25 protein-coding genes are annotated in these 26,517 nt (G+C 69.4%); 12 read left to right on the top strand and 13 right to left on the bottom strand.

Translation table 11 applies throughout. The features are described 5' to 3' along the window. Positions 1 to 99: 99 nt before the first annotated feature. The 5 genes from AB0F72_RS30570 to AB0F72_RS30550 all read left to right on the top strand — a co-directional run bounded on the left by AB0F72_RS30570 (position 100) and on the right by AB0F72_RS30550 (position 5,372). Entirely contained in the window at positions 100 to 1,755 is a 1,656-nt protein-coding gene (locus tag AB0F72_RS30570; protein ID WP_360438244.1) for a SulP family inorganic anion transporter, read from the top strand. A 155-nt stretch (positions 1,756 to 1,910) separates the two neighbouring features. Then, on the top strand, positions 1,911 to 2,894 hold the full coding sequence (locus AB0F72_RS30565; protein WP_360438241.1) for an ABC transporter substrate-binding protein: 984 nt from the start codon (positions 1,911 to 1,913) through the stop codon (positions 2,892 to 2,894). Beyond that, on the top strand, positions 2,891 to 3,679 hold the full coding sequence (locus tag AB0F72_RS30560; RefSeq protein ID WP_360438238.1) for a methyltransferase: 789 nt from the start codon (positions 2,891 to 2,893) through the stop codon (positions 3,677 to 3,679). Before AB0F72_RS30565 ends, AB0F72_RS30560 begins: the two co-directional genes overlap by 4 nt. Beyond that, positions 3,676 to 4,434 carry an ABC transporter permease gene (locus tag AB0F72_RS30555; protein ID WP_360438235.1) on the top strand — a complete coding sequence of 253 codons (759 nt, stop codon included), beginning with the start codon at positions 3,676 to 3,678 and terminating at the stop codon, positions 4,432 to 4,434. Before AB0F72_RS30560 ends, AB0F72_RS30555 begins: the two co-directional genes overlap by 4 nt. A gap of 173 nt (positions 4,435 to 4,607) precedes the next feature. Then, positions 4,608 to 5,372, top strand: a complete 765-nt coding sequence (locus tag AB0F72_RS30550) for an ABC transporter ATP-binding protein (protein ID WP_360438312.1) — start codon at positions 4,608 to 4,610, stop codon at positions 5,370 to 5,372. A gap of 1,172 nt (positions 5,373 to 6,544) precedes the next feature. Here AB0F72_RS30550 and AB0F72_RS30545 read toward each other — a convergent pair. Next, entirely contained in the window at positions 6,545 to 7,066 is a 522-nt protein-coding gene (locus tag AB0F72_RS30545) for a MepB family protein (protein WP_360438232.1), read from the bottom strand. A gap of 344 nt (positions 7,067 to 7,410) precedes the next feature. Between AB0F72_RS30545 and AB0F72_RS30540 the strand changes: the two genes are divergently transcribed. Beyond that, positions 7,411 to 7,869 (top strand): hypothetical protein, encoded by a 459-nt coding sequence (locus AB0F72_RS30540; protein WP_360438229.1) that lies wholly within the window; start codon positions 7,411 to 7,413, stop codon positions 7,867 to 7,869. A gap of 542 nt (positions 7,870 to 8,411) precedes the next feature. Here AB0F72_RS30540 and AB0F72_RS30535 read toward each other — a convergent pair. The 5 genes from AB0F72_RS30535 to AB0F72_RS30515 all read right to left on the bottom strand — a co-directional run bounded on the left by AB0F72_RS30535 (position 8,412) and on the right by AB0F72_RS30515 (position 11,299). Continuing rightward, the gene (locus AB0F72_RS30535; protein WP_360438226.1) at positions 8,412 to 9,170 is read right to left on the bottom strand and encodes a DinB family protein; all 759 of its coding nucleotides are present in this window, start codon (positions 9,168 to 9,170) and stop codon (positions 8,412 to 8,414) included. A 44-nt stretch (positions 9,171 to 9,214) separates the two neighbouring features. Then, positions 9,215 to 9,337 carry a hypothetical protein gene (locus AB0F72_RS30530; RefSeq protein ID WP_360438224.1) on the bottom strand — a complete coding sequence of 41 codons (123 nt, stop codon included), beginning with the start codon at positions 9,335 to 9,337 and terminating at the stop codon, positions 9,215 to 9,217. Between the two features lie 30 nt (positions 9,338 to 9,367). After that, the gene (locus AB0F72_RS30525) at positions 9,368 to 9,493 is read right to left on the bottom strand and encodes a hypothetical protein (protein WP_360438221.1); all 126 of its coding nucleotides are present in this window, start codon (positions 9,491 to 9,493) and stop codon (positions 9,368 to 9,370) included. 185 nt (positions 9,494 to 9,678) lie between these two features. Continuing rightward, positions 9,679 to 10,260, bottom strand: coding sequence for a hypothetical protein (locus tag AB0F72_RS30520; RefSeq protein WP_360438218.1), 582 nt, complete (start codon positions 10,258 to 10,260; stop codon positions 9,679 to 9,681). A 169-nt stretch (positions 10,261 to 10,429) separates the two neighbouring features. Continuing rightward, on the bottom strand, positions 10,430 to 11,299 hold the full coding sequence (locus AB0F72_RS30515; protein ID WP_360438216.1) for an LLM class F420-dependent oxidoreductase: 870 nt from the start codon (positions 11,297 to 11,299) through the stop codon (positions 10,430 to 10,432). Between the two features lie 271 nt (positions 11,300 to 11,570). On the opposite strand from AB0F72_RS30515, the gene AB0F72_RS30510 reads away from it, so the two are divergent. The 4 genes from AB0F72_RS30510 (at position 11,571) to AB0F72_RS30495 (ending at position 14,751) form a co-directional block, all read left to right on the top strand. Continuing rightward, positions 11,571 to 12,281 (top strand): hypothetical protein, encoded by a 711-nt coding sequence (locus tag AB0F72_RS30510; protein WP_360438213.1) that lies wholly within the window; start codon positions 11,571 to 11,573, stop codon positions 12,279 to 12,281. A gap of 498 nt (positions 12,282 to 12,779) precedes the next feature. Next, positions 12,780 to 13,253, top strand: coding sequence for a MarR family winged helix-turn-helix transcriptional regulator (locus AB0F72_RS30505; protein WP_360438210.1), 474 nt, complete (start codon positions 12,780 to 12,782; stop codon positions 13,251 to 13,253). Positions 13,254 to 13,404: 151 nt separating this feature from the next. Continuing rightward, positions 13,405 to 14,373 (top strand): hypothetical protein, encoded by a 969-nt coding sequence (locus tag AB0F72_RS30500; RefSeq protein WP_360438207.1) that lies wholly within the window; start codon positions 13,405 to 13,407, stop codon positions 14,371 to 14,373. Positions 14,374 to 14,478: 105 nt separating this feature from the next. Continuing rightward, positions 14,479 to 14,751, top strand: a complete 273-nt coding sequence (locus tag AB0F72_RS30495; RefSeq protein WP_360438204.1) for a hypothetical protein — start codon at positions 14,479 to 14,481, stop codon at positions 14,749 to 14,751. Between the two features lie 44 nt (positions 14,752 to 14,795). Here the strand turns inward: AB0F72_RS30495 and AB0F72_RS30490 are convergent, their stop codons facing one another. Next, a complete protein-coding gene (locus AB0F72_RS30490; RefSeq protein ID WP_360438202.1) occupies positions 14,796 to 15,218 on the bottom strand; it encodes a VOC family protein in 423 nt (140 codons plus the stop codon). Positions 15,219 to 15,392: 174 nt separating this feature from the next. Here AB0F72_RS30490 and AB0F72_RS30485 point away from each other — a divergent pair, with 174 nt between their 5' ends. Then, positions 15,393 to 16,403: a phosphotransferase gene (locus AB0F72_RS30485; protein WP_360438199.1), complete on the top strand. Its 1,011-nt coding sequence runs from the start codon at positions 15,393 to 15,395 to the stop codon at positions 16,401 to 16,403. Positions 16,404 to 16,455: 52 nt separating this feature from the next. On the opposite strand, the gene AB0F72_RS30480 is transcribed toward AB0F72_RS30485, so the two are convergent. Further along, positions 16,456 to 17,592 carry a hypothetical protein gene (locus AB0F72_RS30480; RefSeq protein ID WP_360438196.1) on the bottom strand — a complete coding sequence of 379 codons (1,137 nt, stop codon included), beginning with the start codon at positions 17,590 to 17,592 and terminating at the stop codon, positions 16,456 to 16,458. 148 nt (positions 17,593 to 17,740) lie between these two features. Beyond that, positions 17,741 to 18,922 (bottom strand): FAD-dependent monooxygenase, encoded by a 1,182-nt coding sequence (locus AB0F72_RS30475; RefSeq protein WP_360438193.1) that lies wholly within the window; start codon positions 18,920 to 18,922, stop codon positions 17,741 to 17,743. A gap of 172 nt (positions 18,923 to 19,094) precedes the next feature. Here AB0F72_RS30475 and AB0F72_RS30470 point away from each other — a divergent pair, with 172 nt between their 5' ends. Then, positions 19,095 to 19,880 (top strand): maleylpyruvate isomerase family mycothiol-dependent enzyme, encoded by a 786-nt coding sequence (locus tag AB0F72_RS30470; RefSeq protein WP_360438190.1) that lies wholly within the window; start codon positions 19,095 to 19,097, stop codon positions 19,878 to 19,880. Positions 19,881 to 20,008: 128 nt separating this feature from the next. Here the strand turns inward: AB0F72_RS30470 and AB0F72_RS30465 are convergent, their stop codons facing one another. From AB0F72_RS30465 to AB0F72_RS30450, 4 genes are read right to left on the bottom strand one after another with little or no spacing between them, the layout of a single operon-like run. Continuing rightward, positions 20,009 to 21,499 carry a non-reducing end alpha-L-arabinofuranosidase family hydrolase gene (locus tag AB0F72_RS30465; RefSeq protein ID WP_360438186.1) on the bottom strand — a complete coding sequence of 497 codons (1,491 nt, stop codon included), beginning with the start codon at positions 21,497 to 21,499 and terminating at the stop codon, positions 20,009 to 20,011. Positions 21,500 to 21,540: 41 nt separating this feature from the next. Continuing rightward, positions 21,541 to 23,553 carry a family 43 glycosylhydrolase gene (locus AB0F72_RS30460; RefSeq protein WP_360438183.1) on the bottom strand — a complete coding sequence of 671 codons (2,013 nt, stop codon included), beginning with the start codon at positions 23,551 to 23,553 and terminating at the stop codon, positions 21,541 to 21,543. Next, positions 23,550 to 24,911: a glycoside hydrolase family 43 protein gene (locus AB0F72_RS30455; protein WP_360438180.1), complete on the bottom strand. Its 1,362-nt coding sequence runs from the start codon at positions 24,909 to 24,911 to the stop codon at positions 23,550 to 23,552. The genes AB0F72_RS30460 and AB0F72_RS30455 overlap by 4 nt, the downstream gene beginning before the upstream one ends. Further along, positions 24,911 to 26,515 (bottom strand): ricin-type beta-trefoil lectin domain protein, encoded by a 1,605-nt coding sequence (locus AB0F72_RS30450; protein WP_360438309.1) that lies wholly within the window; start codon positions 26,513 to 26,515, stop codon positions 24,911 to 24,913. The genes AB0F72_RS30455 and AB0F72_RS30450 overlap by 1 nt, the downstream gene beginning before the upstream one ends. Positions 26,516 to 26,517: the final 2 nt, after the last annotated feature.

The following is a 26,517-nucleotide window of genomic DNA, read 5'->3' as shown; positions in this document are numbered from 1 at the left end:
TCGTCCCCGGGCGTTCACTGTCGCACGGTGGACCGACGCCCGCCCGGTTCATTCGCCGTGGATGGCGTGCCGCGCGGATCGTGGCCCGAGGATCGGGGCGTGAAGAAGACCTTCCGGGTACGCCGCCGCGCCGTTGCCAAGGACGCCGTCGCCGGCGTGGTGCTCGGCGTGGAGAGCGTGCCCGACGGTCTCGCCGCCGGCCTGCTCGCCGGGGTCAATCCCCTGGCCGGCCTCTACGCCTACATGTTCGGCACCCTCGGCGGCGCGGTGTTCACCAGTTCGGCGTTCATGGCCGTGCAGGGCACCGGCGCGATGGGCATCATCGTGGCCGACGTGCCAGCGGTCCACGGCGCCACCGACCCGGCCCGGGCGCTGTTCACGCTCGCGATGCTGACCGGACTGATCATGGTGGTCGCGGGTCTGCTGCGGCTCGGGTTCGTGCTGCGTTTCGTGCCGAACACGGTGATGGTGGCCTTCCTCAGCGCGGTCGGCGTCAACATCGTTCTGGGCCAGTTCGCCAACTTCACCGGGTACGAGGCCGACGGCGCCAACCGGGTGCTGCGAGCCCTGGACACAGTGCTGCACCCGGGCCTGCTGGACGCGCAGTCGGTCACGGTCGGCGCTGTCACGCTCGCGCTGATCCTGCTCTTCGAGCGCACCCGGATCGGTGCGTTCGGCCTGGTCGTCGCGGTCGCCGTGACCTCGGTCGCGGTGCGGCTGCTCGGCTGGACCGGAGTCCGCGTCGTCGAGGACCTCAGCGCCGTCCCGAACGCGCTGCCGATGCCGGTGGCGCCCGACCTGCGGGCCGTTCCGGGGCTGCTGGTGCCGGCGCTGGCGCTCGCGTTCGTGGGGCTGTTGCAGGGCGCGGCGATCTCGGCCGGTTTCCCGAACCCGGACGGCCGGTACCCGGACGCCTCGCGCGACTTCGTCGGCCAGGGCGCCGCGAACGTGACCTCCGGGGTGTTCCAGGGCATGCCGGTGGGCGGCTCGGTCTCCGGGACGAGCCTGAACCGGGCCGCCGGCGCCCGCTCCCGGCTGTCGCTGTTCATCGCCGCCGCGGTGATGGCCGTCGTCGTGGTGGCCTTCGCGGGCATGGTCGGGCAGATCGTCATGCCGGCGCTGGCGGCGCTGCTGATGCTGATCGGGGTGCGCACGATCAAACCGGCCGCGCTGTGGGCAGTGTGGCGTACCGGCGGCGTGCAGAAGACGGTGCTGGTCAGCACGTTCGTCCTCACCATGCTGATCCCGCTGCAGTACGCGGTGCTGGCCGGCGTCGGGCTGTCGGTGGTCCTGCACGTGATCCGCCAGTCGCATCAGGTGACCATCCGGAGGTGGCGGCTGGACCCCGATGGGCAGGTGGTCGAGTCCGACCCGCCGGCCGAGTTGCCCAGCGACGAGGTGGTGGTCCTGCAGCCGTACGGCAGTCTGATGTTCGCCGCCGCCCGGGTGCTGGAGGACCAGTTGCCGACGCCGTCGGACACCTCCCGCAACTGCGTGGTGATCATCCGGCTGCGGGGGCGCGAGCAGCTGGACACCACGTTCCTGGGTGTGCTGCGCCGCTACGCCGAGGCGCTGCGGGCCCGCGACAGCAGGCTGGTGCTGGTGTCCGCGGGCGACCGGGTCCGCCGGCAGCTGCGCGTCGCCGGCCTGACCGAGCTGGTCGAGGTCTACAGCGGCGACGAGCGGGTCGGCGCGTCGGTGCGGCGGGCGTACGACGACGCGACGGCCTGGCTCCAGGAGCAGCGCGACAGCTGACCGTCACCGTGGGCCGGACGGGTGCCCGGGCCGCGACCGAGCGTGCCTTTGGCCGAATCGGCACCACGCACACGCCCGCGTCCGATCCGCACCGATCATGCACATTGAAGCGTATCGTTTGGAGGCATTTGCCACCGATGCGGGGGATCATGGCAATGAAGCGGATCTTCACTCTTGTCCTGATCGTCGTCGTCCTGCTCACCGCGGGCTGCACCGATACCGAGGACTCCCCGGCTACGGACGCCGACGAGATCACCTACCTGACCGCCTTCGGCGCGGTCGGCCGCGACGCCTTCGCCTGGGTCGCCCAGGAGAAGGGCTACTTCCGCGACGCCGGACTCGACGTCACCATCCGGCTCGGCGCCGCCACCGGCGAGAACGTCAAGGTGCTCAGCGCCGGGCAGGCCCAGTTCGCGAACCTGGACATGACCGGCACCTGGATCCTGGCCGGCACCGGCCAGGCACCCGACATCCGCACCTTCGCCGCCGTGCACCAGCAGACTCTCGTCTCGATCATCGCGCTGGAGGGCGCCGGCATCACCGAACCGCGCGATCTCGAGGGACGCACCCTGGGCGCGGCGACCGGCTCGGTCAATCAACTGCTCTTCCCCGCGTACGCGAAACTGGCCGGCATCGACGCGAGCAGGGTGAAATGGGTCAACGCCGCGCCCGCCCAGCTCCCGGCGCTGCTCGCCAGCGGCCGGGTCGACGCGCTCAGCACCTTCCTGATCGGCGCGCGCGGCATCGAGAAGGCGGCCGGCGGCAAGAAGACCGTCGTCCTGCCGTACAGCGCGTTCCTGGCGGGGCTGTACGGCAACGGCCTGGTGACCACGACCGCTGTCATCGAGAAGGATCCGGACCTGGTGCGCCGGTTCCGGGACGCGGCGCTGCGCGGCCTGCGATACACCATGGAGCATCCCGACGAGGCCGCGCAGATCCTGAAGAAGGCGCAGCCGGCCGCCGATGTGACGGCCGCGGTCGGAGAGATCACCCTGATGGCGCCCGCGGTGAAGCCGTCCGGCGAGATCGACAAGAACCGGGTCGCCGCAGCCATCGCCACCCTGGAGAGCGGCAACCTGATCCCGCCGGGCCTGACCCCGGAGTCGGTGGTCGACTTCTCCCTGGTGCCGGCGGCATGAGGGCGGCGTACTCGTTCGACAACGACGACCCGGCCGCCGCGCTGCGCCACGACCTGCTCGCCGAGATCCTCGACCCGGTCACGTTCGACCGGCTCGGCGCGGCCGGTGACCTGCGCGGACGCCGCTGCCTGGAAGCCGGCGCGGGCGGCGGCAGCGTGGCGAGCCGGCTCGCGGCCCTGACCGGGCCGACCGGGCGGGTGCTGGCCACCGATCTCAACCCCCGGCACCTACCCGACGATCAAGGGTACGAGGTGAGCCGTCACGACCTGACCGGCGAGCCGATCCCGGACCCGCCGTGGGACCTGATCCACGCACGCCTCGTGCTGGCCCACCTTCCGGACCGGGAACACATTCTGGTACGGCTCGCGGACGCCCTCGCCCCGGGTGGCATCCTGCTGATCGAGGAGTGGTTGTCGGCGTACCCCCATGTGGTTCTGCATGCCCCCGACGCGGCCGCCGCCGAGCTGGTCGAGCGCTACCACCGGATCGTGGTCGATCGGCTGCTGCCGGCCAACGGCGCCGACCCGGCCTGGGCCGGCCGGGTGCACGCCGCGATGCTCGCCGCCGGGCTCACCGCCGTGCACACCGAGATCCGCGCGGAGTCCTGGGCCGGCGGCACGGCCGGCGCCCGGCTGATCGCGGTGAACGTGGCCCAGGTCGGCGACGGGTTGCGCGCGGCCGGATTCACCGAGCCGGAACTCGACCGCCTGTGCCGGCTCGCCGGTGACCCGGGCCTGGTGATCCGCGGTCACCTCACCTACTCCACGGTGGGGCGCCGCCCGTGACCCGGATCCGCTCGTCCGCCCTGCCGCTGCTCGGCGCGGTGGCAGCGGTGGCGCTCTGGTGGTCGGCCACCGCGGTCCTCGGGATCCGCTCGTTCTTCCTGCCCGCCCCGCCGGACATCGTCGCTGCCTTCCGGCGGCAGCCGGCCTACCTGATGCGCGAGGCCGGCTCCACGGCGGCCGTGACGGTGACCGGTTTCGGCATCGCGGTGGCGGCCGGCCTGCTGCTGGCCGTCGTGCTGACCGCGTGGCGGACCCTGGAGCGTGCCACCCTGCCGGTGCTGGTGGCGCTCAACTCGGTGCCGAAGGTCGCGGTCGCCCCGCTGCTGGTGGTGTGGCTCGGCTTCGGGGCGCAGCCGAAGATCGTACTGGTGGTGCTGATCTGTTTCTTCCCGGTCGTGGTGGCGACGATGGCGGGGCTGACGTCCACCCCGGCCGAGCTGAGCGAACTGAGCCGATCGCTGGCGGCGAGCGTCTGGCAGGCGTACGTCAAGATCCGCTTGCCGTGGGCGCTGCCGCAGATGTTCGTCGGCCTGAAGGTCGCCATCTCCCTGGCCGTGATCGGCGCCGTGGTCGCCGAGATCAACAACCCCACCGGCGGGCTCGGCGCGGTGATCGTGCTGTCCGGGATGTCGCTCGACACGCCCCTCGCGTTCGCCGCCATCGCCCTGCTCGCCCTGCTGAGCACCACGCTGTTCTACCTGGTGGTGCTCCTGGAACGGCTGCTGGTGCCATGGGCGCGGGCGATCAGCGGATGATCGCGCCTGCCGTGGGCCCGGGCGATCAGCGGATGATCGCGCGTGCCATGGGCCCGGGCGACCCCGGATGATCGCGCGTGCCGTGGGCCCGGGCGACCCCGGATGATCGCGCGTGCCATGGGCCCGGGCGACCCCGGATGATCGCGCGTGCCATGGGCGCGGGCGACCAGCGGATGATCGCGCTGGACCGGGTGTCGCGCACCTTCCCGACCCGGTCCGGCGACGTCATCGCCCTCCACGAGATCGACCTGACCGTCGCGGAAGGAGAGTTCGTCGCCGTCATCGGCCGCTCCGGCTGCGGCAAGTCCACCCTGCTCCGCCTGATCGCCGGCCTGCTCGAACCCACCGCGGGCACCATCACCGTCGCCGGCCACCCGGTCCGCGCGCCGAGCCGCGAGGTGGCGCTGATGCAGCAACAGCCGGCACTGTTGCCGTGGCGCACCGCCCTCGGCAACGTCCTGCTCCCCGTCGAGATCGCCCGGCTGCCGCGCGCCGACGGCGCCACCCGAGCCCGCGAACTGCTCGAGGCCGTCGGCCTCGCCGACTTCCAACACCGCCATCCGTACGAGCTGTCCGGCGGGATGCAGCAGCGGGTAGCTCTGTGCCGAGCCCTGATCCAGCAGCCCCGGGTGCTGCTGATGGACGAGCCGTTCTCCGCGCTCGACGCGCTGACCCGCGAGGACATGGCCGCCCAGCTACAGGCGCTGCACCTGGCCCGCCCGGCGACGACGGTCTTCGTCACCCACTCGATCCAGGAGGCGGTCCTCCTCGCCGACCGGGTCGTCGTGCTCACCCCGAGGCCGGGCCGGGTCCGCAAGGTGCTCGACGTGGGGATCGCGAGGCCGCGCTCGCTGGGGCACAGCGCGGCTCTGCCGGAGGTCGCGGAGTGCGTGGCGCACCTGCACGACCTTTTGTCCACAGCCGGCGACGACGGCTGACGGCCGGGACGGGCCGGGCCGGGACGGGACGGGCCGGGCCCGGCCGGGCGGGCGGGCATGCCCGCTGCCAACACCGCGCACACCATGCGCATCGTTTCCCCCGGCCGGCGGAAGCACTCCTTTGCCGATGTGAATGCGTTATTCCCGCGAAGGCTTACGCAGTCGGTGTCCGGAGATCGCGGCAGGCTCCGGTGTTATTTTTCGGTTCCGCTGCACGGCGGACCTCTGCCATTCTTCGGACCGTTCCCTTTCCGGCGCTTACCGCGCGTGAACAGCAGCCCTTCCATGAGTTCGGGAAACCGGCCGATCATTTTGCGTCGGAGATCTTGAACCATTGGCGCCGGCACCCGGCGCGAGCGCTTGAGCGCCGTTGCCCGATCCGCGGTCAGCGTCTCCGCCTCGGCAGCCGGCTCATCAGCCGTCGATGTTTGACGCGCGGTCGCTGACACGGTCGCAGACTGCACCTGACCTCCGGAGGGAGCGCCAGCCACGGACGAAGCCCCAACTACCGACGATGCGCGAGCCACAGACGGTGCCCGAGCCACGGGCCATGCGGGAGCCTCCGGCGATGTGCCAGCCACGGACGATGCCTCAGCCACGGACGAAGCCGGAGCAAGGCACGAAGCACCAGCTGCGTGCGGCGGCGGCTCGCACGACGCCGGGGTGGCCGGCAACGCCGGGGCTTGTGGTGCCGGCAACGCCGGGGCTTGTAGTGCCGGCTCCGCGGCAGCCGGAGCCTCCATCTGATCACGCAACTGACGCAGCCGCCGAGCGTGCCGCTGCACAAGGCCCCACGCGCGATGCCGCTCGTGCTCACGCCGGAACCGCTCCCCCTCCGGAGAATAATTGCGACGCGCAGCAGGATCCCGCAGATGCCTCACGGGAAATAAAGAAAGCTGCGCCATGAACCCATTGTCGCCGCCCCACCGGAAACCGGCCAACAGAAATCACTAATACCTCACATGAGCCCTGGTCATGATCGCCACCCATCCGCGGTCTGCAAGAATCTCGTAACAGGATAAGCAATCTTGGAACCCATACGGCGTTCATTGTTCTGCCGCTGTCCGCGCTCGGGCTGGCCCTCGTCGTCCGGCGTGCTGGTTGGCCGCCGCTTACCAGCGTCCTGTCGTGCCGATGTGCGGAAAGTCGTCGCGTGAGCCTGCGCCATGCCGTCAATGACCTGCCGGTAGCCGATTCGCCACGCCGTACAACTCTCGGGCCCGGGTGATGTCGAGCGGCATGCCGTCGTTCACGGGCAGAAAGTAGCCCAGCTGCCATGCTTGCGTGTGGATGGCCTGACGACTCGTCGCGGTGACGCCGGGCGGATATACGCGGAATCCGCGCTTACCACCTGAATGATTGCTCGAGACGATACCGCGTTCGCAGAGCGCCTCCAGCGGAAAGACGAACTGACCGGGGTGTCGGGTGTCCCTGGTGCTGATCACCACCAGGTCGACAGCATCAGCGGCGTCGAGGGGCCGAATCGGGCCACTTTCCGACCTCACCCATAGCGTAACGAACTGCCCGACCTTCGTCGGTGTTGTCTTGCCCGTACGGAACCTGACGGACAAACCGTTGACCAGGAAGGAATGTGCGCAGTAGTCAGCACTCTCCCGCTCGGGCAAAGGGCGAGAGCAGATGAGGCCGGATGGGTCATAAACCAGCGTCTTAGCGGCGCGAAGATCGTCGTGCACAGGGTCGGCATCGAGCCAAGGGCCAGTCACTATCGAACATCCATGTCTTGTCGCGGCCCGCCGCAATCGCATGTACTCATGCCGGAAGGGTAGTTTGCTACCGACCTGGGTCCGCGACCTGGCCTACCGAATCACCCTCCCACCGGCCCGGCGCTCTCGCGCTGATGCGAGAGGCTGCACAAAATCTGGGGCTGCATCGGCCGAAAAGTGCCCGCATTGCTGCGGACTTCGAAAGTCGCGCTGTGGCTTCCGAATCGAATTGAATCGCAACTCGACGGCCGACAAGCGGCGTACTGATCTGGCCGCAATCCGATCGCCCGCCTGCCAGCGGGCGATGTCTCGCTGTGGATGGGCTGATCGGGGAGCCAAAGGAGCGTCTTCTCGGTGTGTGCCTCTATGGTGCGAGGGTGCCTGGACTTGAAGTCGCCGACGACGCGGCATGGCTGGACGCCTTCGGTGTGGTGCCCCAGACAGAGGAGGTCTCGGGCGACGAGTACGTCAGGGAACTCCGAATCTCGACGGACGTGGCGGAGGAGCTTCACATCACGTGGGATGTTACGGATGACAGTGTCCGTGTCCGTCACCGGAGAGCAGACCGTGTCGTGGTCGACCTGTATCGCGAGCATGCGACCCTCTTGCGGACCGAAAGGAACGGCACGATCACGGCGCTGGTCATGGAATACGGCACCTCCGATACCGTGGGACTTGTTCGTGTTCAGGTGACGCCGCGACGACGACCGGCCACCCACGGCGGCCGTCACGACCGGGTGAACCGCGCCGCCGGCGACGGCGCCCAGCCGTAGCGTCTTGGAAAAAGCCTGGGCGGGAGTGAGTTCTCGCGCCCTGCCCGCGCTGCAGGCGCGGGTTTGTGAGGACCGGGCGCTGCGAAGGCGGCGGGCGGATACCGGCCGCCAGTGCCCTGGAGCTGGTGGACGCCGCGACGGCTCGCCGAGCCTGGCCGCAGATCCACGAGCAGGTTCGGCTCGGCCAGGTCGGTGAGCTGACCGCGCAGCCGGATCGGTGGGCGGGTCTGTCGGACGAGGCTGCCGGCACGGACGGACCGACGCGGTACCTGGTGCACCGCGACGCGGCGGACGCCTTGTGCCCACGCAACGTCGGCGTGTGGTGGCTGGCGGTCTCCCCCGCCGGGGCGACCTGCGAGCGTACGGATGGACGGCCGGATCTGACGATGGCGGTGTCGGGGGTCGTTGTATCTCCGGTGGCAGGTCGGCCGCCGTGCTGGCCTGGGCCGGACAGATCAGGGCGCACCGGCCCGGTGTGGTGGCCGAGCTCGCCCGCATCTTCCGCGTCGATCCGCAGCCGTTCACCTCGTTCGGGTTCTGGCCTACCCCGTGCCGGCCTGCAGCGCCGCCAGGTCGCGGACCGCGTAGCGGTGGTGTTCGGCTTCCTCCTTCAACACCACGCTGAGGCAGCGGCGTACGACGTATTCCCGGTCGGGGTACAGGTCGCCCGGCTTGCGGGCGCACACCCGGTCGAGGTCGGTCTCGGTGAGCCCGTCGACGATGGCGCGCAGCGTTGCCATCCGGGCGCGCCGCGGCGCGAGCACCTCGTCGAGGGTGGGGGTGGCGTCGAGGGTGAGCCCGAGTTTCGCCGCCTCCTCGGGCGGCGTCCCGCCGGCCGGCAGGCCCAGCGGGTGGTACGGCGCCGGCTCTTCGAGGACGGCGTTGCCGAGCCAGGCGTCGCCGGCGAACAGCAGGTGCCGGTGCGTTTCGACGAATGACCATTCGCCGTTGACCCGCTCGTGCAGGGTGGCTTCGGGCAGCTGCCGGGCGCGCTCCAGGGTCGCCGCCCACTGTGTTTCGACGGCCTGGCAGGCGGCCCGGTAGTCGTCGGGGGTCGTGGCGTCGCGGGCCAGCACCCTGGCCGGGTGCTGCCGGTCGAGTTCGGCTTCGACGTAGGCGGTCACGTCGACGTCGTTGACGACGAGTCGGGTGAAGTCACCGCCGAGGTAGACGTCGCTGCCGTAACAGTCGACGATCTTCAGGCCGGTGACCTCGCAGTCGCGGATCTCCAGGCCGGCCAGGTCGGACAGGTGGATGCGGGCACCACGGAACTGCTCACTGTTGGTGTAGTCGGCGGGCATCGCAGCAGTCTGGCGTAGTCGTCTCGTCCGCGTCTATCCCGTGCCTACGTCCGGGACACGCCGGTCTTCGTGGCGGCGAGGTGGTCGCGCAGGGCAGCCAGGGCGGGGTGGCGGTTGTCGCGGTGCCGGAGCAGCGAATGCGGGTAGACCGGGGTGGGGCCGGTCACCGGGATGCGTCGCAGGCCGTGGCCGGCGGGCTAGACCAGGCGGGTGTGCGCGCCGATGAAGGTGGCCAGGGCCGGGGTGTCGGCGACGGTGTCGAGCAGCGCGTCGGCGCCGAGGTTGGGGCCGGCGACGGCCGTTTCGACGTCGAACAGTTTCATCAGGTCGAGCTCGGTCTCGGGGTGTGCCTGGTGAAAGGCGCGGTCAACCGCGCCTGTGTCGCGGAGACCGTGCCCGTCGAGGGCTGCGTAGCTTGAGCCGCGTTGCCGCCGCGAACGCGCACGCTGAGTGGGGCACGCAGAGTGTTTCGGTTCCGGCGGGCCGCCCTCGTCCCTCCTCCCGCCCGCTAGTTCGGCTGCTGCTCCGTGCGAGGTCGTGGCGTCGCGGAGGACTCGGGCGGCGCTGGACGGGACGTGTGCGCTGGTCCAGCGTACGGGTGCAGTTTGAGCTTCTCGTGGATGGTGGCCGGCGGTTTCCGGGTAGTGCGGTACGCCAGATCCTCCAGATAGATCCACAGGTTGCTGTTGCGCTTGTCGCGTTCGGCGCGCACGAAGGGCTCGATCGCCTCCCAGATGCGTCGGGCCTGGGAGCCGTTCGAGCCGATGATCAGCTCCTCCTTGACGATGCCGTGCGCGACGAGCTTGCCGAGGTCGTCGTAGAGACCGCCCACCATGCGCAATTGGGACCGGACCTCCAACGGCAGGTCCGTGTACGGCTGGACCGGTTGCCGGGGAAGTTTGTCGAAGATGAACTGTTGGGCGTCGAAGAACTCCTGGGTTCGGAACCGGCTGAAGACCTGGAGCACGACCGGCAGGGCGTAGCCGTCCATCGTGGTCCGCGTCTGCCGGAGCGCGAGCGTCCCGGAGACGATCAGCGAGACGACGGAGATGGCGATGGAGATGAGGGAGATCGCTGTCCTGGCGTCCACGCATCCAAGGTAATCGATCGGACTGGGCTCCGTGAAAGCGAACTACCGGCAACCGGCAGGCCGGCACCCTGCACGCCCGCGAGCCATACGGCTCGCTTGAGTCGACGGCCGTGCGGCGTCCTCTTTCTGGCCGATGAGAGTGTGTTCACACGGACGCCGATGACCGTGATCAAGACTGACTGGGCAGCCGCATTTCAAAGCGCTCGGCCAGCGCTGACATCTCGTCCTGCTGTTCGGCGTGGTCTGTCGATGCCACATTGACGACCACCCGGGTAACACCCTCTACGGCCAGTGCCTCCGCTCGCTCTCGCGTCATCGAAATCGATGCCCACCTTGTATATTCCAGCGCGCCTGGGTCACGCCCGGCCGCCGCAGCTTCGGACCGGGCCAGATCGAGCTGGGCGGCTCGCTCCTGCGGACTCAGCATCCCGCCCGGAAAGTAGCCGTCACCCCGCTGCCCCGCCCGGCGGGCGGCGGCCAGGCTCGACCCGCCGACATGAATCGGCAGGGTGGTCACACCGTACGGCTTCGGGAAACTGCACAGATCGTCGAAGTCGAAGAATTCGCCGTGGAAGCTGACGCCTTCCGCACCACCGGACCACAGCAGCCGCAGCACGTCGATAGCCTCGTCGGCACGCCGACCCCGGGAGCGAAAGTCGACACCAACCGCTCGTGCCTCCCCGGGAAGGCTCCCCAATCCGACCGTCAGCAAGCGCATCCGCCCCCGGGAGAGCACGTCGATCGTGGCGAGGCGCTTCGCCAGCACGACCGGATGCTGGTACGGCAACAGCAGCACCCCGGTACCGAGCAGGATGCGGCTGGTCGCGGCCGCTACGAAACTCAGTGCGTCGAGCGGGTCGACCAACGGCAGATCTGACGGCAACTCCATCGAGCCGAGCATCGCGCCGCGGTGAAGCGCCACATGCTCGGGCATGTACAGCGCTTCAAAGCCGCACGCTTCCGCGTGACGCGCAAAGGCGATCATATGCGTGGGATCCACGCCTAACGAAGCAGTGCTGTAACTGATAGCGAACTTCAAAACCGATCCCCATCGCCTAGCAGGTAAGGACGGTAGGCACGCTAAAGGTTGCCGTCGGTGTCAAGGCAACGAACATCGCCAGGGCGGTGGCCCGCCGGGTTCGCTCATCTGCCGCTGATAGCTCGCGTGGGGTGATCGTCATCAACGCGCCGAACGACTCCGGCGTGCCGTCCCAGGTGCCCGGCCCGTAGCTGACTGTCCCCGCCGACAACGGACAGTCGGATCGTGGTTTACTTCTGCGGCTGAAGATCGAAGCGGGGGCGCACAGGCTATGCGGTTGATTGTCGGCGGGCTGGTCATTCTGGCTCTGAGCATGGCGGGATGCGCTCAGACGCCGGGCGATGTCGAGCAGCCGGAGGCGACGGTCAGCGTGTCGCTGCCTGCCGATCCGAAGGCGGCCCTCGCCGTGGGCGCCGGGAAGCTGGGCACGCAGTCCGCGCGGATCGTCTTCACCCTCGGCGACCAGCCGTCGGAGACGAGGCTCACCGGGGTGGTGGACGCGGCCACCGGCAACTACGAGGTCACCGCCGAGGGATTTGTGGTCCGGCGCGTCGGCGACGACGTTTGGGTCAAGGTATTGCGGATGCCCACCCGCGAGGATCTGTTCTTCCGTCAGGAAGACCTCAACAAGTGGATCAAGCAGACGGCGTTCAACATCGAGACGACTACCACCTTCCAGGCAGGTTTTCCCTGGAAGCTGCCGCGCGGCACGGTGACGCAGGGGACGAAGGTCACCCGGGCCGGTGAACACTCGTTCCGGGGCACCACAATCCGACAGGAGTCCCCGGATGGGCATTTCGCGGCCGAGATGGACGCCGCGGGGCGGCTCACGCGTGTGAGCAGTGGGTTCGGGCAGTCTGTCGACAACTTATTCGTGATCGAGTTCTCCGACTACGGCCTGCCGGTGAACATCGAGGCGCCGCCCGCCTCCGAGGTGATCGAAAGCCCAACCTTCTCCACGGTAGGCGCGGGCATCCTGTAATGCCGACAAGGCATTCACACGTGCACAAGGCCATCTCCCTGCGGCTGCTCGGCAGCCTCAGGGCATTGAGACGGCCCATGCCCAACTTGGTTTGACGGCGAGCCACCCGCGAAGCTGGTCGGCCAGATCTTGCGGTGACGGCCCCGCAGTGAGAGCACGGAGTCCCGGCGAGCGCCACGCGGCGTACTCAGCGGGTGCTGCAAGGCGCACTCATCCGCCGCAGAGAACGCGCGTGGTAGCCGTCTCGACCAGCCCGAGGCATCTCCCGCCGACCCCCGGCTGTAGTGGCCCTCAGTGACGTAGTGGGTACGGCTTCGGCCATGCCGGCTCGCGGCCGCGGAGGGTGAACGGCAAGCTGAACTCGCCGTTTACCTTCCGCAGCCGACCGCCTGGCGCCGGGGCGATCCGGACGCCGGGAAGCGTCATCCATGATTCGCCCCGCCGCGCGGTGGGCAGTTGGATTCGCTGAGATCATCTATCCACGGTGGAGGCCGGAGAATGAGTTCGAGTACCGTGCCCGCGACTGCCGATCCTTCGGTCGCAGACGACGCTCTTGCCGCGCAGCCAGTCGGGTATTGGAGCGGCGCGGCGCACAAGGCCGTCGTCAATCGACTCCGTGACGCGATGGCCGGCATCGACGTGACCCAGCCGCAGTGGTGGGTACTCACCCAGGTGAGCATCGGCGCCGACCCCACTCGGGCGGCCATCACAGCGAAGCTGACCGATGTCGCAGAGACGCCGCATGATGTCCCTCGTGCCGTCGATCAGTTGCTGCACCGAGGGTGGGTCGAGCCGGACGAGGCACAACGGCTCCATCTGACCGACGCCGGCCGGGCCGCTCGCGATCGGATCAAGGAGCTGGTAACGGGCTTGCGAGCGGAAATTCACGAAGGCATTTCGGACGAGGAATACGTCGTCGCGCTCAAAGTCATGAGGCGGATGATCAGCAATATCGAGACCGCCGCCGGCTGAGTGCGGCGGCACCGCGACCCGCTCCAACGGTTGACGGTGCGGTGCCTCGGAGGAAGTGCCGCGACCAGGTGCCCGCTCGACGAACGTCCCGACGCCGAACCTCGTCACGGCGACGCGGCGGCTCACAAGTTTGTCGTACCGGGGGTGCAGGATGAGCCGCATGGTCTGGTTCGTCTATCGGTCGCCGTACCACGGCATGCTCGGCAAACACGTCCGCGAGCTCCCCGACGCGTCGGTGCTCGACTGGTTCCGCCGTGCCTGGGACGAGGCGACCCCCGACCCGCACGCCTGGCTGCAGGCGGAGCTGGGCGTCGACGTCTACGGCCTGGACAGCATCTTCGACGAGGCGGACAAGCGCTCCCTGCCCAAGCCGAAGACCGTGGCCGAGCTGCGCAAATACCTGAAGAAGCATCTGTACGTGGAAGGGCGGGTGAGAGTCGACGACCACAGCGTCCAGGCCCTGACCGACGACGACGAGGTGCCCCTGGCCTACTTCTTCCTCGATCATCTACTCGTCGACGAGCGCCCGGCACGGCTTGCCTACCCGATCCACGGACAGTGGCCGCTGCCCGCGCGCACCGCCGCCACCGCCGGCCACGACGAACCGGTCACCACGATCGCGATATCGCAGATCCTCGCCGCCGACTGGGACACGCCGGGCACGGTGATCCGCGTTCCCGGCGTCCGGCTCCCGCAACTGGCCGGCTGGCTCCGTGCCGCGGACAACTGGCCCGAGGAGCTGACCCTGCTGCGCGGCTGCATCGGCCCCGACGACGACCTCGCCGCGGCCCTGGACCGGATGAACCGATGGGGTGCCTGGGACGATGAGGCGCCCGACCTGCACGGCATGGACGGTGATCACGAGGATGCGTACGGGGTCGTCCGGTCGGTGACGGCCCGGGGCGCGGGCCAGGAGGTCATTCCCGGTCCGCTCGGCGAACGCCGGCCCGCACTCAGCCGGGTCGAGGTCGCCGAACACCTGGCGCAGGCGGTGCTCCACATGGACGACGAATTCGGTTACCTGCAGCTGTTCCTCTTCGACGACGTGTGGGCATCCGAGCACCGCCACCTGGCGAAATCGCTGCGCCGCTGGTTCGGTTCCTGGGACCCGCTGAAGTGACGCCGTAAGATCTGACGGTTGACACGTAGGCGGTAGATTCTCGCCATGCCGCGCCTTCATCACGTCTCATCCGTGCGCAATCGGGAGTCCATCAGGAGATTTGGATTGGACTGGACCCGCATGGGTGCGGCACCCGGGATCGCGGGTAGCAGGCGTCCCGAAGTCGAGGGTGTTTTCCTCTGCGCCGAGCGGTGGGAGGCCGATTGGTTCATCCGGCTCAACAACACCGGAGGCCCGGTGGATATCTGGGCTGTCGAGGGCGTCGAGTTGGACCTGCTTCAGACCTCGCCGGAGGGCTTCCGCTACTTTCCCGGGAAGATCGACGCACGGCAGGTGCAGCTCGTCGAGCAAGACCTGACTGCGGCCGCTGAGCTGTAAATGGCTGAGTCGTTGTAGCGAGCGATGGAGCCCTGGCTCGGCCATCATCTGGGCGACGTTTCATACCGTTCGGCTTCGCGGGGCCCGAGGAGGTCCCACCGGTTACCGGCGATGTCGAGGAAGACCGCGACCCGGCCGTATGGTTCGGTGCGCGGCTCACGAACGAACGTGACGCCGGCCTCCGTCATCCGCTGATACGCGGCGTCGAAGTCATCGACGTGAAGGAAGAATCCCACTCGGCCGGCTGCCTGGTCACCAACCGCGTCAGCCTGGCGGTCCCCGTCTGCCCGGGCGAGAAGGATGCCGGTTTGCGCGCCGGGAGGGCGGACGACCACCCAGCGTTTGGGGCGCCCGTCGTTGGTGAGCGACGGCACGTCCTCGACGAGGTCGAATCCGAGTATGCCGGTGAAGAACTCGATGGCAGGGTCGTACTCGTCAACGATCAGAGCAACCAGGTCGATCTGCACCCCGGCAGCGTATGCGCAGACGCGGCCCTCGTCGCCCACCCGGATGCCGGCGACATGCGAATGCACGGGGCCTCGTGAATCGCGCGTGCGTTCCCGGCGTCAGGAGCAGCGAGGCTTGACATCCATGGCGGCCATCGTGCGACCGTCCAGGATGGTGATCACTACGCTGCGGGCATGCAAGATGAGGGCTCACGAGATGTTGATCCTCCAGCGGCCGGAAATCGCTGTGATCATGGGGCTGTCACCGCGATGTCCCGACGCTGGCTGATCAACAACGCCGCTCGGGGCCCGCGAAGCGTCAAAGATCGAGGGCTCGACGTGGATGAGGTCGCACACAACGCCATCGTGGTCCCGCGCCTACGCCATAGCCGAGACGCAGGCACACGGACGGCTTCGGTGTGCTCTCATCCACGCTGGCGCGGGCTTCAGTGCGCTCCTGTCCGCGTTCCGCGACCGGATCGTGTGCCCTCAACCTCGTTCCGGCAGCAACCGCGAGCAAACAGCGGGCATAACGGGCGACACATCGATGTCGCGGAAGGCGATGGGCTCACGCGACTCCTGTTCGCATGCGCTGGCCGCCCGCCCAAGAACGCCCTCTCGCCGGCCCTGGAAACGCCCGAGGGTGCCGGAACGGCTCAGCCCTTCCAGGTCGCCGGCCTGATCGACGCCATCCACGCGTTCCCGGTGGCGCAGGCCCGCGACTGCGGCGTGCCGGAGTGGAACCTGCGTGGCGACTTCACCGACGACCTGGAGCAGGTCCGCACCGATCTGGTTCCGCTGTTGACGCCGCAGGCGGCACGCACCCTGCTGTCCGTCTGGGAGGACTACCTCGCCGACGACGCCAACTTCGATTTCGCCCCGACGCTCGTCCACGCCGACGTCGCCGTCGACCATCTGCTGGTCACCGATGCCCGCATCAGTGGCCTGATCGATTTCGGTGACGTGGCGATCGGTGACCCGGACTACGACCTCAGCTACCTGTTCGCCGGGGCGGGGCCCGCCTTCGTCCGGCGGGTCCAGGAGCACCGCGGCCGGCCACTCTCCGACCGCCTGGTCGCCAAGCTACGGTTCTGGTCGCTCGCGGACCCGGCCAATGACGTGCTGCACGGCGTCGAGAACGACTTGCCAGGCTTCCGCGACCGGTCCCTGCGCCTGCTTCACGAGCGGCTGGCGTCGGCACGCTGACCCGCCGGTCCGGCCGGCTCCCCGTGAGTACCGGCCGGATCGGCGGAAGCGGTCAGGCCAGGGTGACCTGTCGCGGCTCCGGGCGCGGGGTGGTGGTGCCGTCGCCGAGCTGACCGGAGGCGTTGTCGCCCCAGCACCACAGGGTGTCGTCGGCCCGGAAGGCGCAATTGTGGAAGCCGGCCGCCACGTCGGCGGTCCAGTTAGTGGCGGCGCCGATCCGGACCGGGGCGTACCGGTGGGTGGTGCTGCCGTCGCCGAGCTGACCGGCGGTGTTGTTGCCCCAGCACCACAGTGAACCGTCGGTGCGCGCCGCGCACACGGTGTCCAGGCCGGCGCGGACGCCTGCCCAGCCGGTGTCCGTGCCGACCTGCACCGGTGTGGTCCGGTAGGTGCCGGTGACGCCGAGCTGGCCGTAGCCGTTCTCGCCCCAGCACCACAGCGAGCCGTCGGTGCGGGTGGCGCAGGTGGAGAAGTGACCGGCCGTCAGGGTGTCCCAGCTGGTCAGGGCGCCGACCTGAGCCGGGGTGGTCTGGTAGCTGAGCAGGCCAAGGCCGAGCTGCCCGGCCGAGCTGTCGCCCCAGCACCACAGGGCGCCGTCGGTACGGGTGGCGCAGGTGTGCGCGTAGCCGGTAGCCACGTTCGCCCAGTTGGTGGCCGTGCCGACCTGCTGCGGTGCGGTGGCGGTGTAGACGACGGCGCCGTCACCGAGCTGCCCGAAGCGGTTGAAGCCCCAGCACCAGAGCGTCCCGTCGGTGCGGACCGCGCAGGTGTGGCTGTCGCCGGTGCTGACAGTGGCCCATCCGGTCGCGGTGCCCATCTGCACGGGGGCGGTACGCCGGGTGGTCGTGCCGTCGCCGAGCTGACCCCGGGTGTTGCTCCCCCAGCACCACAGGCTGGCATCCGCACGGATCCCGCACGTGAAGCCGGTGCCGGCGTCGACGGCCACCCAGGTGGCGTCACCCACCCGCGCCGGCGTGGCCCGGGCCGTGGTCGTGCCGTCGCCGAGCTGGCCACTGCTGTTGCTGCCCCAGCACCAGAGCCCGCCGTCCGTACGGATGGCGCAGGTGTGGGCATAGCCGGAGGCTACTTCGGCCCGCACCGGGGCGGCGGCAGCGCTCGCCGCCCCGGTCGTGCCGGCGAACCCGGCCACTATGAGTCCGATCAGAATTGCCGTGGCGGCGCCTGCCATCCGCCGGATTCGCTCTGTTCTCCGCACGCGACGCCCCTCTTCCGCAACCGGTGTTTCAGATCGATGAACATCGTCACATGGGAGCGCTCCCAGAGCAAGGAGGGCGACGCTCGCCCGTAGCCGGGCGAGGCGCTTGGCGGCATGTTCCTCAGCCGACCGCCGCCCGGGCGTCCAGCACCTCCGGGTAGCCGGGCAGCTCGACCCCGTGGAGCGCCCGCTCGACCAGTTCGGTGATGGCGTCCATGTCGGGCTCCGCACTCGGTTCAGAGTCCGGCCCGGCGACGTCGCGGCTGCGCACGTGCAACCGGCCGATCTCCTGGTTGGCCTCGACGAACGAGCGCATCCGCCGCTCGTATCCGGCGAATCCGGCCGCCGGTTCCCATCCGGCGGCGGCCAGTTCTCCGGCCAGCAGGTAGGCGCCGACCAGCGCCAGCCCGGTTCCCTGCCCGGACATCGGCGACGAGCTGAACGCCGCGTCCCCGATCAGCCCCACCCGTCCGCTCGACCAGCGGTCCATCACCACCTGGGCGACCTGGTCGAGATAGAAGTCCGGCGTGTCGTCCAGATGCGCGAGGATGCGCGGGGTCTGCCAGCCCAGCCCGGCCATCCGCTCGCGCAGCAGCCGCTTCTGAGCGTCGACGTCGCGGTGGTCGATGCCGAAGTCCGGGGAGGGGAAGGAGAGCATGGCCATCGCCCGGGTGGCGTCCGGGAGGGGCCGCAGGCCCGCGGAACGCCCGGACTCCTGGTCCTGGTAGTCGATCAGCCAACGCTCCAGGCCGAACTCGTTCGGCACGGTGTAGAAGGCCAGGACGATCCCGAGGTGGCGGACGAACCGCTCGTGCGGCCCGAAAACCATCGCGCGCAGCGCCGAGTGCAATCCGTCGGCCCCGATCACCAGGTCGAAGCGCCGCCGGTCGCCGCCGGCGAAGATGACGTCGACCCCGTCCGCGTCCTGAGTGAGCTCGGCGATCCGGTCACCGAAGAGGTACTCGACGTGGTCGCGGGTGTCGTCGTAGAGCACCTGGGACAGATCCCCCCGCAAGATCTCGATGTCCGCGATGTACCCGTCGCCGCTGTCGTCGTCCGCGCGGTAGGTCTCCAGCACCTTCCCGTCGGCGTCCACCGTGTAGGCGCCGGCGGTGTCGGTACGGGCCGCCCGCACCGCCTCGTCCAGCCCCATCCGCCGGATCACGTCCTTGGCCACCCCGCGCGCGTCCACCGCCTGCCCGCCCGGGCGCAACGCGGGCGCCCGCTCCACCACGGTGACCTCGGCGCCCCTCCGGTGCAGCCAGTGGGCCAGCGCAGGCCCGGCGATGCTCGCCCCCGTCACCAACACCCTGATACCACTCACAACGTCTCCTGCCTGTCCGATTCGTACCGATGAGGTGGCGCACCACCGGTCCATCAGACTCGGGCACGGCCCGGAACTCATCGCCCCGCGACCATCGAATTCCGCGCCACGGCTCCCCCGACGAGCCCACCGGATCGGTAGGCTTCGGCGCATGAGCACCCTTGCCGGCCGTACCATCGCGGCCCTGCGCAGCGAGCACGACAGCCTCGCGAGCCTCGTTCCGACACTCTCCGCCGGCCAGCTGACCGGCCCGTCCGGCGCCTCCGAGTGGACGGTCGCGGACGTTCTCTCGCACCTCGGCAGTGGCGCCGAGATCACGCTCGCCGGCTTCCGCGCGGCGGTCGGCGCGGCGCAGGCGCCCGGCCCGGACTTCAACCAGGGCGTGTGGGACCGCTGGAACGCCACCGCCCCGCAGGACCAGGCCACCGGTGCGATCACATCGGACGAGGCGCTGGTCGCGGCCCTCGAGGCGGTGCCGGAGGAAGACCACGAGGACCTTCGGGTACGGACGTTCCTCCCCGATCCCGTGCCGTTCGCGGCGTTCGCGGCGCTGCGGCTCAGTGAGGTCGCCCAGCACACCTGGGACGTGCGTGCCGGCCTCGACCCGGCGGCGACGGTCGCGCCGGACTCGGCCGCGGTGCTCGCCGAGCATCTCACCGGCGGCCTCGGCTTTCTGCTCGGGTTCATCGGCAAGCCGAAGGAGGCGCCCGAGCCGGCCGTGGTGGAGATCGCCGGTACCCCGTACCGGATCGTGGTTGATGAATCCGCTCGGCTGACGACCGAGGACCTGCCGGTGACCGCGACGTTCACCGGGTCGCTGGAGGCGGCGCTGCGGCTGCTCTACGGCCGGCTGAGTCCCGCGCACACCCCCGCCGGCGTCGAGGTGACCGGCAACATCACGCTCGACGACCTGCGCCGGGTCTTCCCGGGCTTCTGACTTCCGTCCCGCGTCGCCGGGCGGAGGGCGCAGGACGGCGCGCCCTCGTCCGGAAGAGACCGCGGAACGGCGAAGAAGACTAGCCAGGGGGTACGACGAGAACCCCCTGGCCGTCTTCGAGCCGCCGGTTACCGCTGCAGGGTGAGCACCCCCGGGCGGTACGGCAGCAGCCCGTAGTCGCCGCCGGAGTTCGGCGAGCGGCCCTGGTAGAGCAGCTGCAGGTTGCAGGGGTCGATCGTCATGGTCTGGTCGGCGCTGGCCCGGATCAGCTCACCGTGGCTGATGTCGTTGGTCCAGGTGGCGCCGCTGTTGGCCTTGCCGGCGAACGGGTTGCTCTCGGTGGCGGCCTGCGGCGTCCACGAGCCGTTCAGGCTGGTGGACGTGAACGACCGGAAGTAGCGGCCCTGGCTGCCGATCGCCTCGACGATCATCAGGTACTGGTTCTGGCCCTGCACCTTGTAGACCTGCGGCGCCTCGAACAGGTTGTTCGTGGTGTCGCTCATGATCGTGGTGTAGGAGGAGCCGAAGTTGCCGGGGAAGTTCCCGATCGGCATCGAAGCGCGGTAGATCTTGCCGTTGTCACCGGCGAAGAAGAGGTACATGTTGCTGCCGTCGGCGATCAGGGTGTGGTCGATCGGCCCGGTGCCCGAGCCGGTGATGCTGCCGGTGAACAGTGTCTGCGCCGCTGACCAGCCGTTCGGGTTGGTCGGGTCGCTGGAGGTGCGGTAGGAGAACGCCGGCCCGCCCCACTGGTAGGCGAGCACCCAGATGTTCTTCGGCGCGAAGTAGAACAGCGACGGCGCGACCGCCGCGAAGTTCATCCCGTTCTGGCTGGCCGACCCCATCTCGGACCAGTTGCTGAACAGACCGAAGTTCATCGAGCCCCACGACGTGCCGGTGTCGTGCGTGGTGGCGTAGACCAGCTGGCGTCCGTTGTACGGCGCGTGGGTGAAGTCCTTGAGCGACACCCAGCCGGACCGCGGCTGGGCCAGCGCGCCGGTCGACGACCAGCGGTAGGTCGACGGCAGCGTGCACGAGCCCGACGGCGGCGGCGAGCTCGGCGTCCCGCCACCGACGCGCACGAGCTGCCACTGCTGGTTGGCGCCGTTCCAGTCGCCGTACTGGACGATGTTGGCGCCGTCGGTGGTGGCCGCGCCCTGCACCTCGACGGCCTTGCCGCTGTTGCGGTTGATCAGCTGGATGTAACCGTCGATGTCCTGCACGCTGAACTGCTGGTTGGTGGTGTTGTTGTCGGTCCACTGCACGATCGCGCCGCCGTCGGCGGTGGACAGGTTGTAGACGTCGAGGACCTTGCCCGAGTGCCGGGACTTCAGCCGGTAGTAGCCGCCGCCGGAGCTGACGAACTGCCACTGCTGCTGCGCCTGGTCGTTGCGGGTCCACTGGGTGATCCGGGCGCCGTCGGCGGTGGACAGGTTGTAGACGTCGAGCGCCTTGCCGCTGTTGCGGTTGACCAGCACGTAGGACGCGTTGGTGTCGATCGTCGCGGCGGACGCCGACGAGGCCGTCGTCGCCACCGCCGCGGCGGCGACGAGCACCACGGCCGCGGCGAGGGCGCCTTTCCACCGCCGGGGTTTCACAATCTTTCTGGGTACGGTCATCGCGATACTCCTCGTGGAACGGGTGGGGATGGTGTCGTACATCAGGGGGCGGTCAGATCGAATCGGCTGACCGTGACAGCGCCGCCCAGCGCCTGGGTGGCGTAGTTGAAGATGCCGAAGCGGTAACCCATGAAGAACTGCCAGGCGTTGTTGAGGGTGAACGCGGGCCCGAGCGGGGTGAACGTGCTGCCGTTCGTGCTGTAGGAGAACGTCGCGGTCCGGCCGGAGCCGGGCCGGATGTCGGCGCTGACCCGCAGCCAGACCTTGCCGCCGCTCACCGCCGCACCGGCCGCCTCACTGCCCGTGCCGGTGGTCGCCCAGCTGGAGTTCATGGTCAGCCCGTTGGTCATCGACACCCGGGTGACGCCGTTGTCCTTGCGGACGCCGATCCAGGCCGACGAGTCGCGCAGCATCGCCAGGCCGGCCCGGTCGCCGTTCGCCATCCCCGAGTAGTCCAGCTCGATGGTGGCGGTGGATGCCGGGCCCTGGATCCGATGGGTCAGGGTGTTCCGGGCGTTGTACAGGTCGTTCGTCACCGTCGCGGTGGACAGCCGCAGCCCGTTGCCGACGCTGAACCTGCCGGTGTCCGGGTTGTGGTTCCACTCCCAGCGCGGTCCCAGCGCACTGCCGGTGAAGGTGTCCGGGCCGATCATCGGACGCACCGTCTTCGAGGTGGTGATGTTCGGTTTCGGGTACGTGGCGCCCCAGCGGCCGCCGACAGTGGTCAGCACCGGCCAGTCGTTGCTCCACGTGATCGGGGCGAGCGTCGGCACCCGGCCGCCGGGGTAGGCGTCGGTGAACGCCATGTACCACCAGTCACCGTTCGGGGTCTGCACGAGCCCGCCCTGGTGCGGCACCCCTCCCCCGGAGATCGGCCCGGGAAGATCGAGAAGAACCTGCCGCTGTTCGTACGGGCCCCACGGGCTGGTCGATCGGAGCACGTACTGGCCGTTCGCCGGGCGGGTCAGCCAGATGTAGTAGTAGTTGCCGCGCTTGTACATCCGGGCGCCCTCGAGGGTGCCGATGCTCGACGGCGTGGTGTAGACGGTCTGTGACCGCACCTGCGAGGTCAGGTCGGACGAGAGCTGGGCGACGCTGATCGTGCCGTTGCCGTACGCCACGTACGGGGTGTCGTTGTCGAACAGCAGTCCGGCGTCGTAGTAGCAGTTGTTGATCCGGGCCTTCTTCGACCAGGCGCCGTCGACCGCCGAGGCGGTGTAGACGTAGGTCCGGTTGAACTCGGTGCAGCCCAGCCAGTAGTACGTGCTGTTGCTGGGCCGGTAGTTGAACGCCGACGCCCAGATGCCTTTGACGTACGCCCGTCCGCCGGTCAGGTCGTAGGCGCCGGAGTCGAAGTCCAGCCGGGGCACGGAGTGCCCGGCGTACTCCCAGTTGACCAGGTCGTAGGAGCGCAGGATCGGCGCACCGGGCGAGTAGTGCATGGTCGACGCCGAGTAGTAGTAGGCGTCGCCGACCCGGATGATGTCGCCGTCGGCGAAGTCCTGCCACACCACCGGATTGGTGAAGGTGCCGGTGGAGGGCGTGCCGCCGAGCTTGACGAGCTGCCACTGCTGGTTGGCGCCGTTCCAGTCGCCGTACTGGACGATGTTGGCGCCGTCGGTGGTGGCCGCGCCCTGCACCTCGACGGCCTTGCCGCTGTTCCGGTTGATCAGCTGGATGTAACCGTCGATGTCCTGCACGCTGAACTGCTGGTTCGCGGCGTTGTTGTCGGTCCACTGCACGATCGCGCCGCCGTCGGCGGTGGAGGCGCCGGAGACGTCGAGAACCTTGCCCGACAGCCGGGACCTCAGCCGGTAGTAGCCGCCGCCCGCGTCGACGAACTGCCACTGCTGCTGCGCCTGATCGTTGCGGGTCCACTGGGTGATCCGCGCGCCGTCGGCGGTGGACAGGTTGTAGACGTCGAGCGCCTTGCCGCTGTTGCGGTTGACCAGCACGTAGGACGCGCTGGTGTCGATCGTCGCGGCGGACGCCGGGACGGCGGGTGCGGTGAGGGTGAGCGCCACGCTCAGGATCGCGATCAGAACGGCCCTCATGCGAACCTCCACCAGTCGGCGTTGAAGAGGTAGCCGCTGCCGCCGGTGAACCGCAGGTACAGGTCACGGGTGCCGGTGGCGCCGCTGACCGGGCAGCTGACGGTGGTCCAGGCCTGCCAGCCGCCGGTCGCCGGGACCGTGCACGTGCCGGCGAGGGTTCCGGTGGGACCGCCGAGCCGTACTTCGATCCGCCCGCCCGCCGTCGCGGAGGCCACCCGGGCGGAGAACGATGTGGCGCCGGCCCCGAAGGCGACGCCCTTGACCTTGATGTAGTCGCCGTTGTCGAGGTAGCCGACGTTCAGGCCGCCCTCGCTCGCGCGTTCGGTCTCGACGCCGGAGCTCCAGGCGATGGTCTCGGCCTCCTGGCGGACGTACGGGTTGAGCGTCCCGCTCTGCGGCGCCCCGCCCGAGGTCATCGAGATCGCCGGGATGCTGCCGTCGGCGTTGTAGCTGAACTTCTCCACGGCGACCGAGCGGGTGAAGCCGCCACCGCCGGGGAGCGCGCCGTTGTGGTAGAAGAAGTACGACCCGCCGTTGAAGTCGACGACTCCGGCGTGATTGGTGAAACTGCTGCCCTGGGTCGGCATGACGGTGCCGCGATAGGTCCACGGCCCGGTCGGTCCGGGCGCCGTGGAGTACCCGATGAACTCCGAGCAGCACTTGGCGGCGAAGACGTTGTAGTAGAGCCCGTTGCGCTTGTAGACCCAGGGGCCCTCTTCGTACAGCGTCGGCCGGTTGGCGTCGCCGGTCCGGGTGCCGAAGCCGGCGGTGGTGAGCGGTATCCGGGTCACCGCGCCGCTGTAACTGATCATGTCGGCGTTCAGGCGTACGTACCAGAGGTTGGGGTTCCCCCAGTAGAGGTAGGCCTGGCCGTCGTCGTCGATGAACACGGTCGGGTCGATCTCGCCGTTCTCGGCGAGCGGACGCCCGATCGCGTCGGTGAACGGGCCGGTCGGGCTGCTGGCCACGCCGACGCCGATCGCCATCCGGCCGGTCGCCCGGTTGGTGACCGGGACGTACCAGTAGAACTTGCCGTTGCGCGCGACGACCTGCCCGGCCCACGCGTTCGCGCTGGCCCAGCTGAACGTGGTCAGGCTCATCGGCGAACCGTGGTCGGTCCAGTTGACCATGTCGGCGGACGAGTAGACCCGCCACTCCTTCATGGTGAAGTAGGTCGAGCCGTCCTCGTCGTGGCCGGTGTAGAGGTAGACGCGGCCGTTGTGCACCAGCGGCGCCGGGTCGGCGGTGTAGATGGTCTGCACGATCGGGTTGTCGGCGCGTGCGGCGGCCGGGACGGCGACGCCCAGCACCGCCGTGGCCAGGGCGCAGATCAGGGCGGCGAACTGTCTCTTCGGCATCAGACACGACTCCATCGCTGGTTGGCGGCGGTACCGCAGGTCCACAGCAGGACCGGCGTGCCGTTCGCGGTGAGGTTGCGGTCGACGTCCAGGCAGAGCCCCGAGGCGGTGCCGCGGAGGGTGCCGTCGGATCGCAGCGTCCACTGCTGGTTCGCCTGGCCGTTGCAGTCCCAGAGCTGGACCTTGACGCCGGCGGTCGCGCCGATCGGCGCGTCGAGGCACTTGCCGAGCGCCTGGACGGCCGCGCCCGAGGTGGTCCAGCGCTGGTTGGCGCCGCCGTTGCAGTCCCAGATGACCGGCTGGGTGCCATTGGCGGAATTGCCGTTGGGTACGTCGAGGCAGCGTCCCGACGCGGCGCTGACGAGCGTGCTGGTGCTCGGCGGGGTGGTCGTCCCGCCGCTGACCCGGAAGATGGCGGTGCCGTGGCCCGGGACGGTCGCGCTGATGCCGCCGGTGCTGGTCGTCGTGCTGCCGCTCCAGGCGTCCTGGAGGGTGAACGAGCTGCCGGACTTGCCGATCGCGGCGGCGGTCGTCGTGACGGTGCTGGCCGAGGCGCCCTGGTTGAACAGGGCGACCGCGACGTCGCCGTTGGCCAGCCTCTTCGCCAGCACGCGACGCGTACCGTCGTACGAGATCTGGTTGGCCTGGAGGCCGAGCGTGTCCTGATTGATCGCGATGAGCCGGGGGTTCTTCAGGATGGCCTGGGTGGCCGTGCTCATCGAGCGCAGGTCGTTGCCGGCGATCAGCGGGGAGGCCATCATCGCCCAGAGCGCGAAGTGGCTGCGCTGCTCGGTGTCGGTCATGCCACCGCGGCCGACCTCCATCATGTCCGGGTCGTTGAACTGCCCCGGCCGGGCGTAGGCGGCCAGCGGGACCGTGACGTCGACGATGTTCTTGACGCCCATCGGGTAGCCGTTGGTCTGACCGGTGTCCCAGGCGTCGGTGATGTCCTCGGTGGTGCGCCACATATTCGCGACGTCGCCCCAGTCGCGCAGCGGCCCGGTCTTGGCGTGGATGCTGTTCGGGTTGATGCTGTAGACGATCGGGCGGCCGGTGGCGGCCAGCGCGTCGCGCATCTTGGCGAACGTGGCGACCTGGTCGTTGATCGTGCCGGCCGGCGAGCACCAGTCGTACTTGAGGTAGTCGACGCCCCAGGCGGCGAACTGCCGGGCGTCCTGCACCTCGTGGCCGAGGCTGCCGGTGGCGCCGGGATAGCTGTTGAAGTACTGCGCGCAGGTCTTGTCGAGCGGCCCCTGGTAGATGCCGAACTTCAGGCCCTTGCCGTGCAGGTAGTCGCCGAGCGCCTTCATGCCGCTGGGGAATCGCGACGGGTCGCCCTGCAGGTTGCCGGCGGAGTCCCGGTTCGGGTTGAACCAGCAGTCGTCCACGACGACGTACTGATAGCCGAGCTCACGCATGCCGCTGTTGACCATCGCGTCGGCCATCTGCCGGATCAGCGTCTCGTTGATGTTGCAGCCGAAGGTGTTCCAGGTGTTCCAGCCCATCGGCGGGGTCCGGGCCACACCGTTGTCCAGCGCCTGGGCGGCGGAGCCGGGCAGCACGGCCGCGGTGCCGGCCAGCAGCAGCAGAGCCGCGGCGAACATCG

Origin of the sequence: Actinoplanes sp. NPDC023936 (assembly GCF_040639325.1) — a bacterium.
Classification (GTDB): domain Bacteria; phylum Actinomycetota; class Actinomycetes; order Mycobacteriales; family Micromonosporaceae; genus Actinoplanes.
This window is presented reverse-complemented; position numbering and strand designations above follow the sequence as displayed.

What these genes read in the sequence shown, in the direction of transcription:
- AB0F72_RS30565 (WP_360438241.1), top strand. Translation starts at nt 1,911, where the DNA reads ATGAAGCGGATCTTCACTCTTGTCCTGATCGTCGTCGTCCTGCTCACC.
- AB0F72_RS30560 (WP_360438238.1), top strand. Translation starts at nt 2,891, where the DNA reads ATGAGGGCGGCGTACTCGTTCGACAACGACGACCCGGCCGCCGCGCTG.
- AB0F72_RS30550 (WP_360438312.1), top strand. Translation starts at nt 4,608, where the DNA reads ATGATCGCGCTGGACCGGGTGTCGCGCACCTTCCCGACCCGGTCCGGC.
- AB0F72_RS30535 (WP_360438226.1), bottom strand. Translation starts at nt 9,170, where the DNA reads ATGCCCGCCGACTACACCAACAGTGAGCAGTTCCGTGGTGCCCGCATC.
- AB0F72_RS30525 (WP_360438221.1), bottom strand. Translation starts at nt 9,493, where the DNA reads ATGAAACTGTTCGACGTCGAAACGGCCGTCGCCGGCCCCAACCTCGGC.
- AB0F72_RS30510 (WP_360438213.1), top strand. Translation starts at nt 11,571, where the DNA reads ATGCGGTTGATTGTCGGCGGGCTGGTCATTCTGGCTCTGAGCATGGCG.
- AB0F72_RS30505 (WP_360438210.1), top strand. Translation starts at nt 12,780, where the DNA reads ATGAGTTCGAGTACCGTGCCCGCGACTGCCGATCCTTCGGTCGCAGAC.
- AB0F72_RS30500 (WP_360438207.1), top strand. Translation starts at nt 13,405, where the DNA reads ATGAGCCGCATGGTCTGGTTCGTCTATCGGTCGCCGTACCACGGCATG.
- AB0F72_RS30485 (WP_360438199.1), top strand. Translation starts at nt 15,393, where the DNA reads ATGCAAGATGAGGGCTCACGAGATGTTGATCCTCCAGCGGCCGGAAAT.
- AB0F72_RS30480 (WP_360438196.1), bottom strand. Translation starts at nt 17,592, where the DNA reads ATGGCAGGCGCCGCCACGGCAATTCTGATCGGACTCATAGTGGCCGGG.
- AB0F72_RS30470 (WP_360438190.1), top strand. Translation starts at nt 19,095, where the DNA reads ATGAGCACCCTTGCCGGCCGTACCATCGCGGCCCTGCGCAGCGAGCAC.
- AB0F72_RS30465 (WP_360438186.1), bottom strand. Translation starts at nt 21,499, where the DNA reads ATGACCGTACCCAGAAAGATTGTGAAACCCCGGCGGTGGAAAGGCGCC.
- AB0F72_RS30460 (WP_360438183.1), bottom strand. Translation starts at nt 23,553, where the DNA reads ATGAGGGCCGTTCTGATCGCGATCCTGAGCGTGGCGCTCACCCTCACC.
- AB0F72_RS30455 (WP_360438180.1), bottom strand. Translation starts at nt 24,911, where the DNA reads ATGCCGAAGAGACAGTTCGCCGCCCTGATCTGCGCCCTGGCCACGGCG.
- AB0F72_RS30450 (WP_360438309.1), bottom strand. Translation starts at nt 26,515, where the DNA reads ATGTTCGCCGCGGCTCTGCTGCTGCTGGCCGGCACCGCGGCCGTGCTG.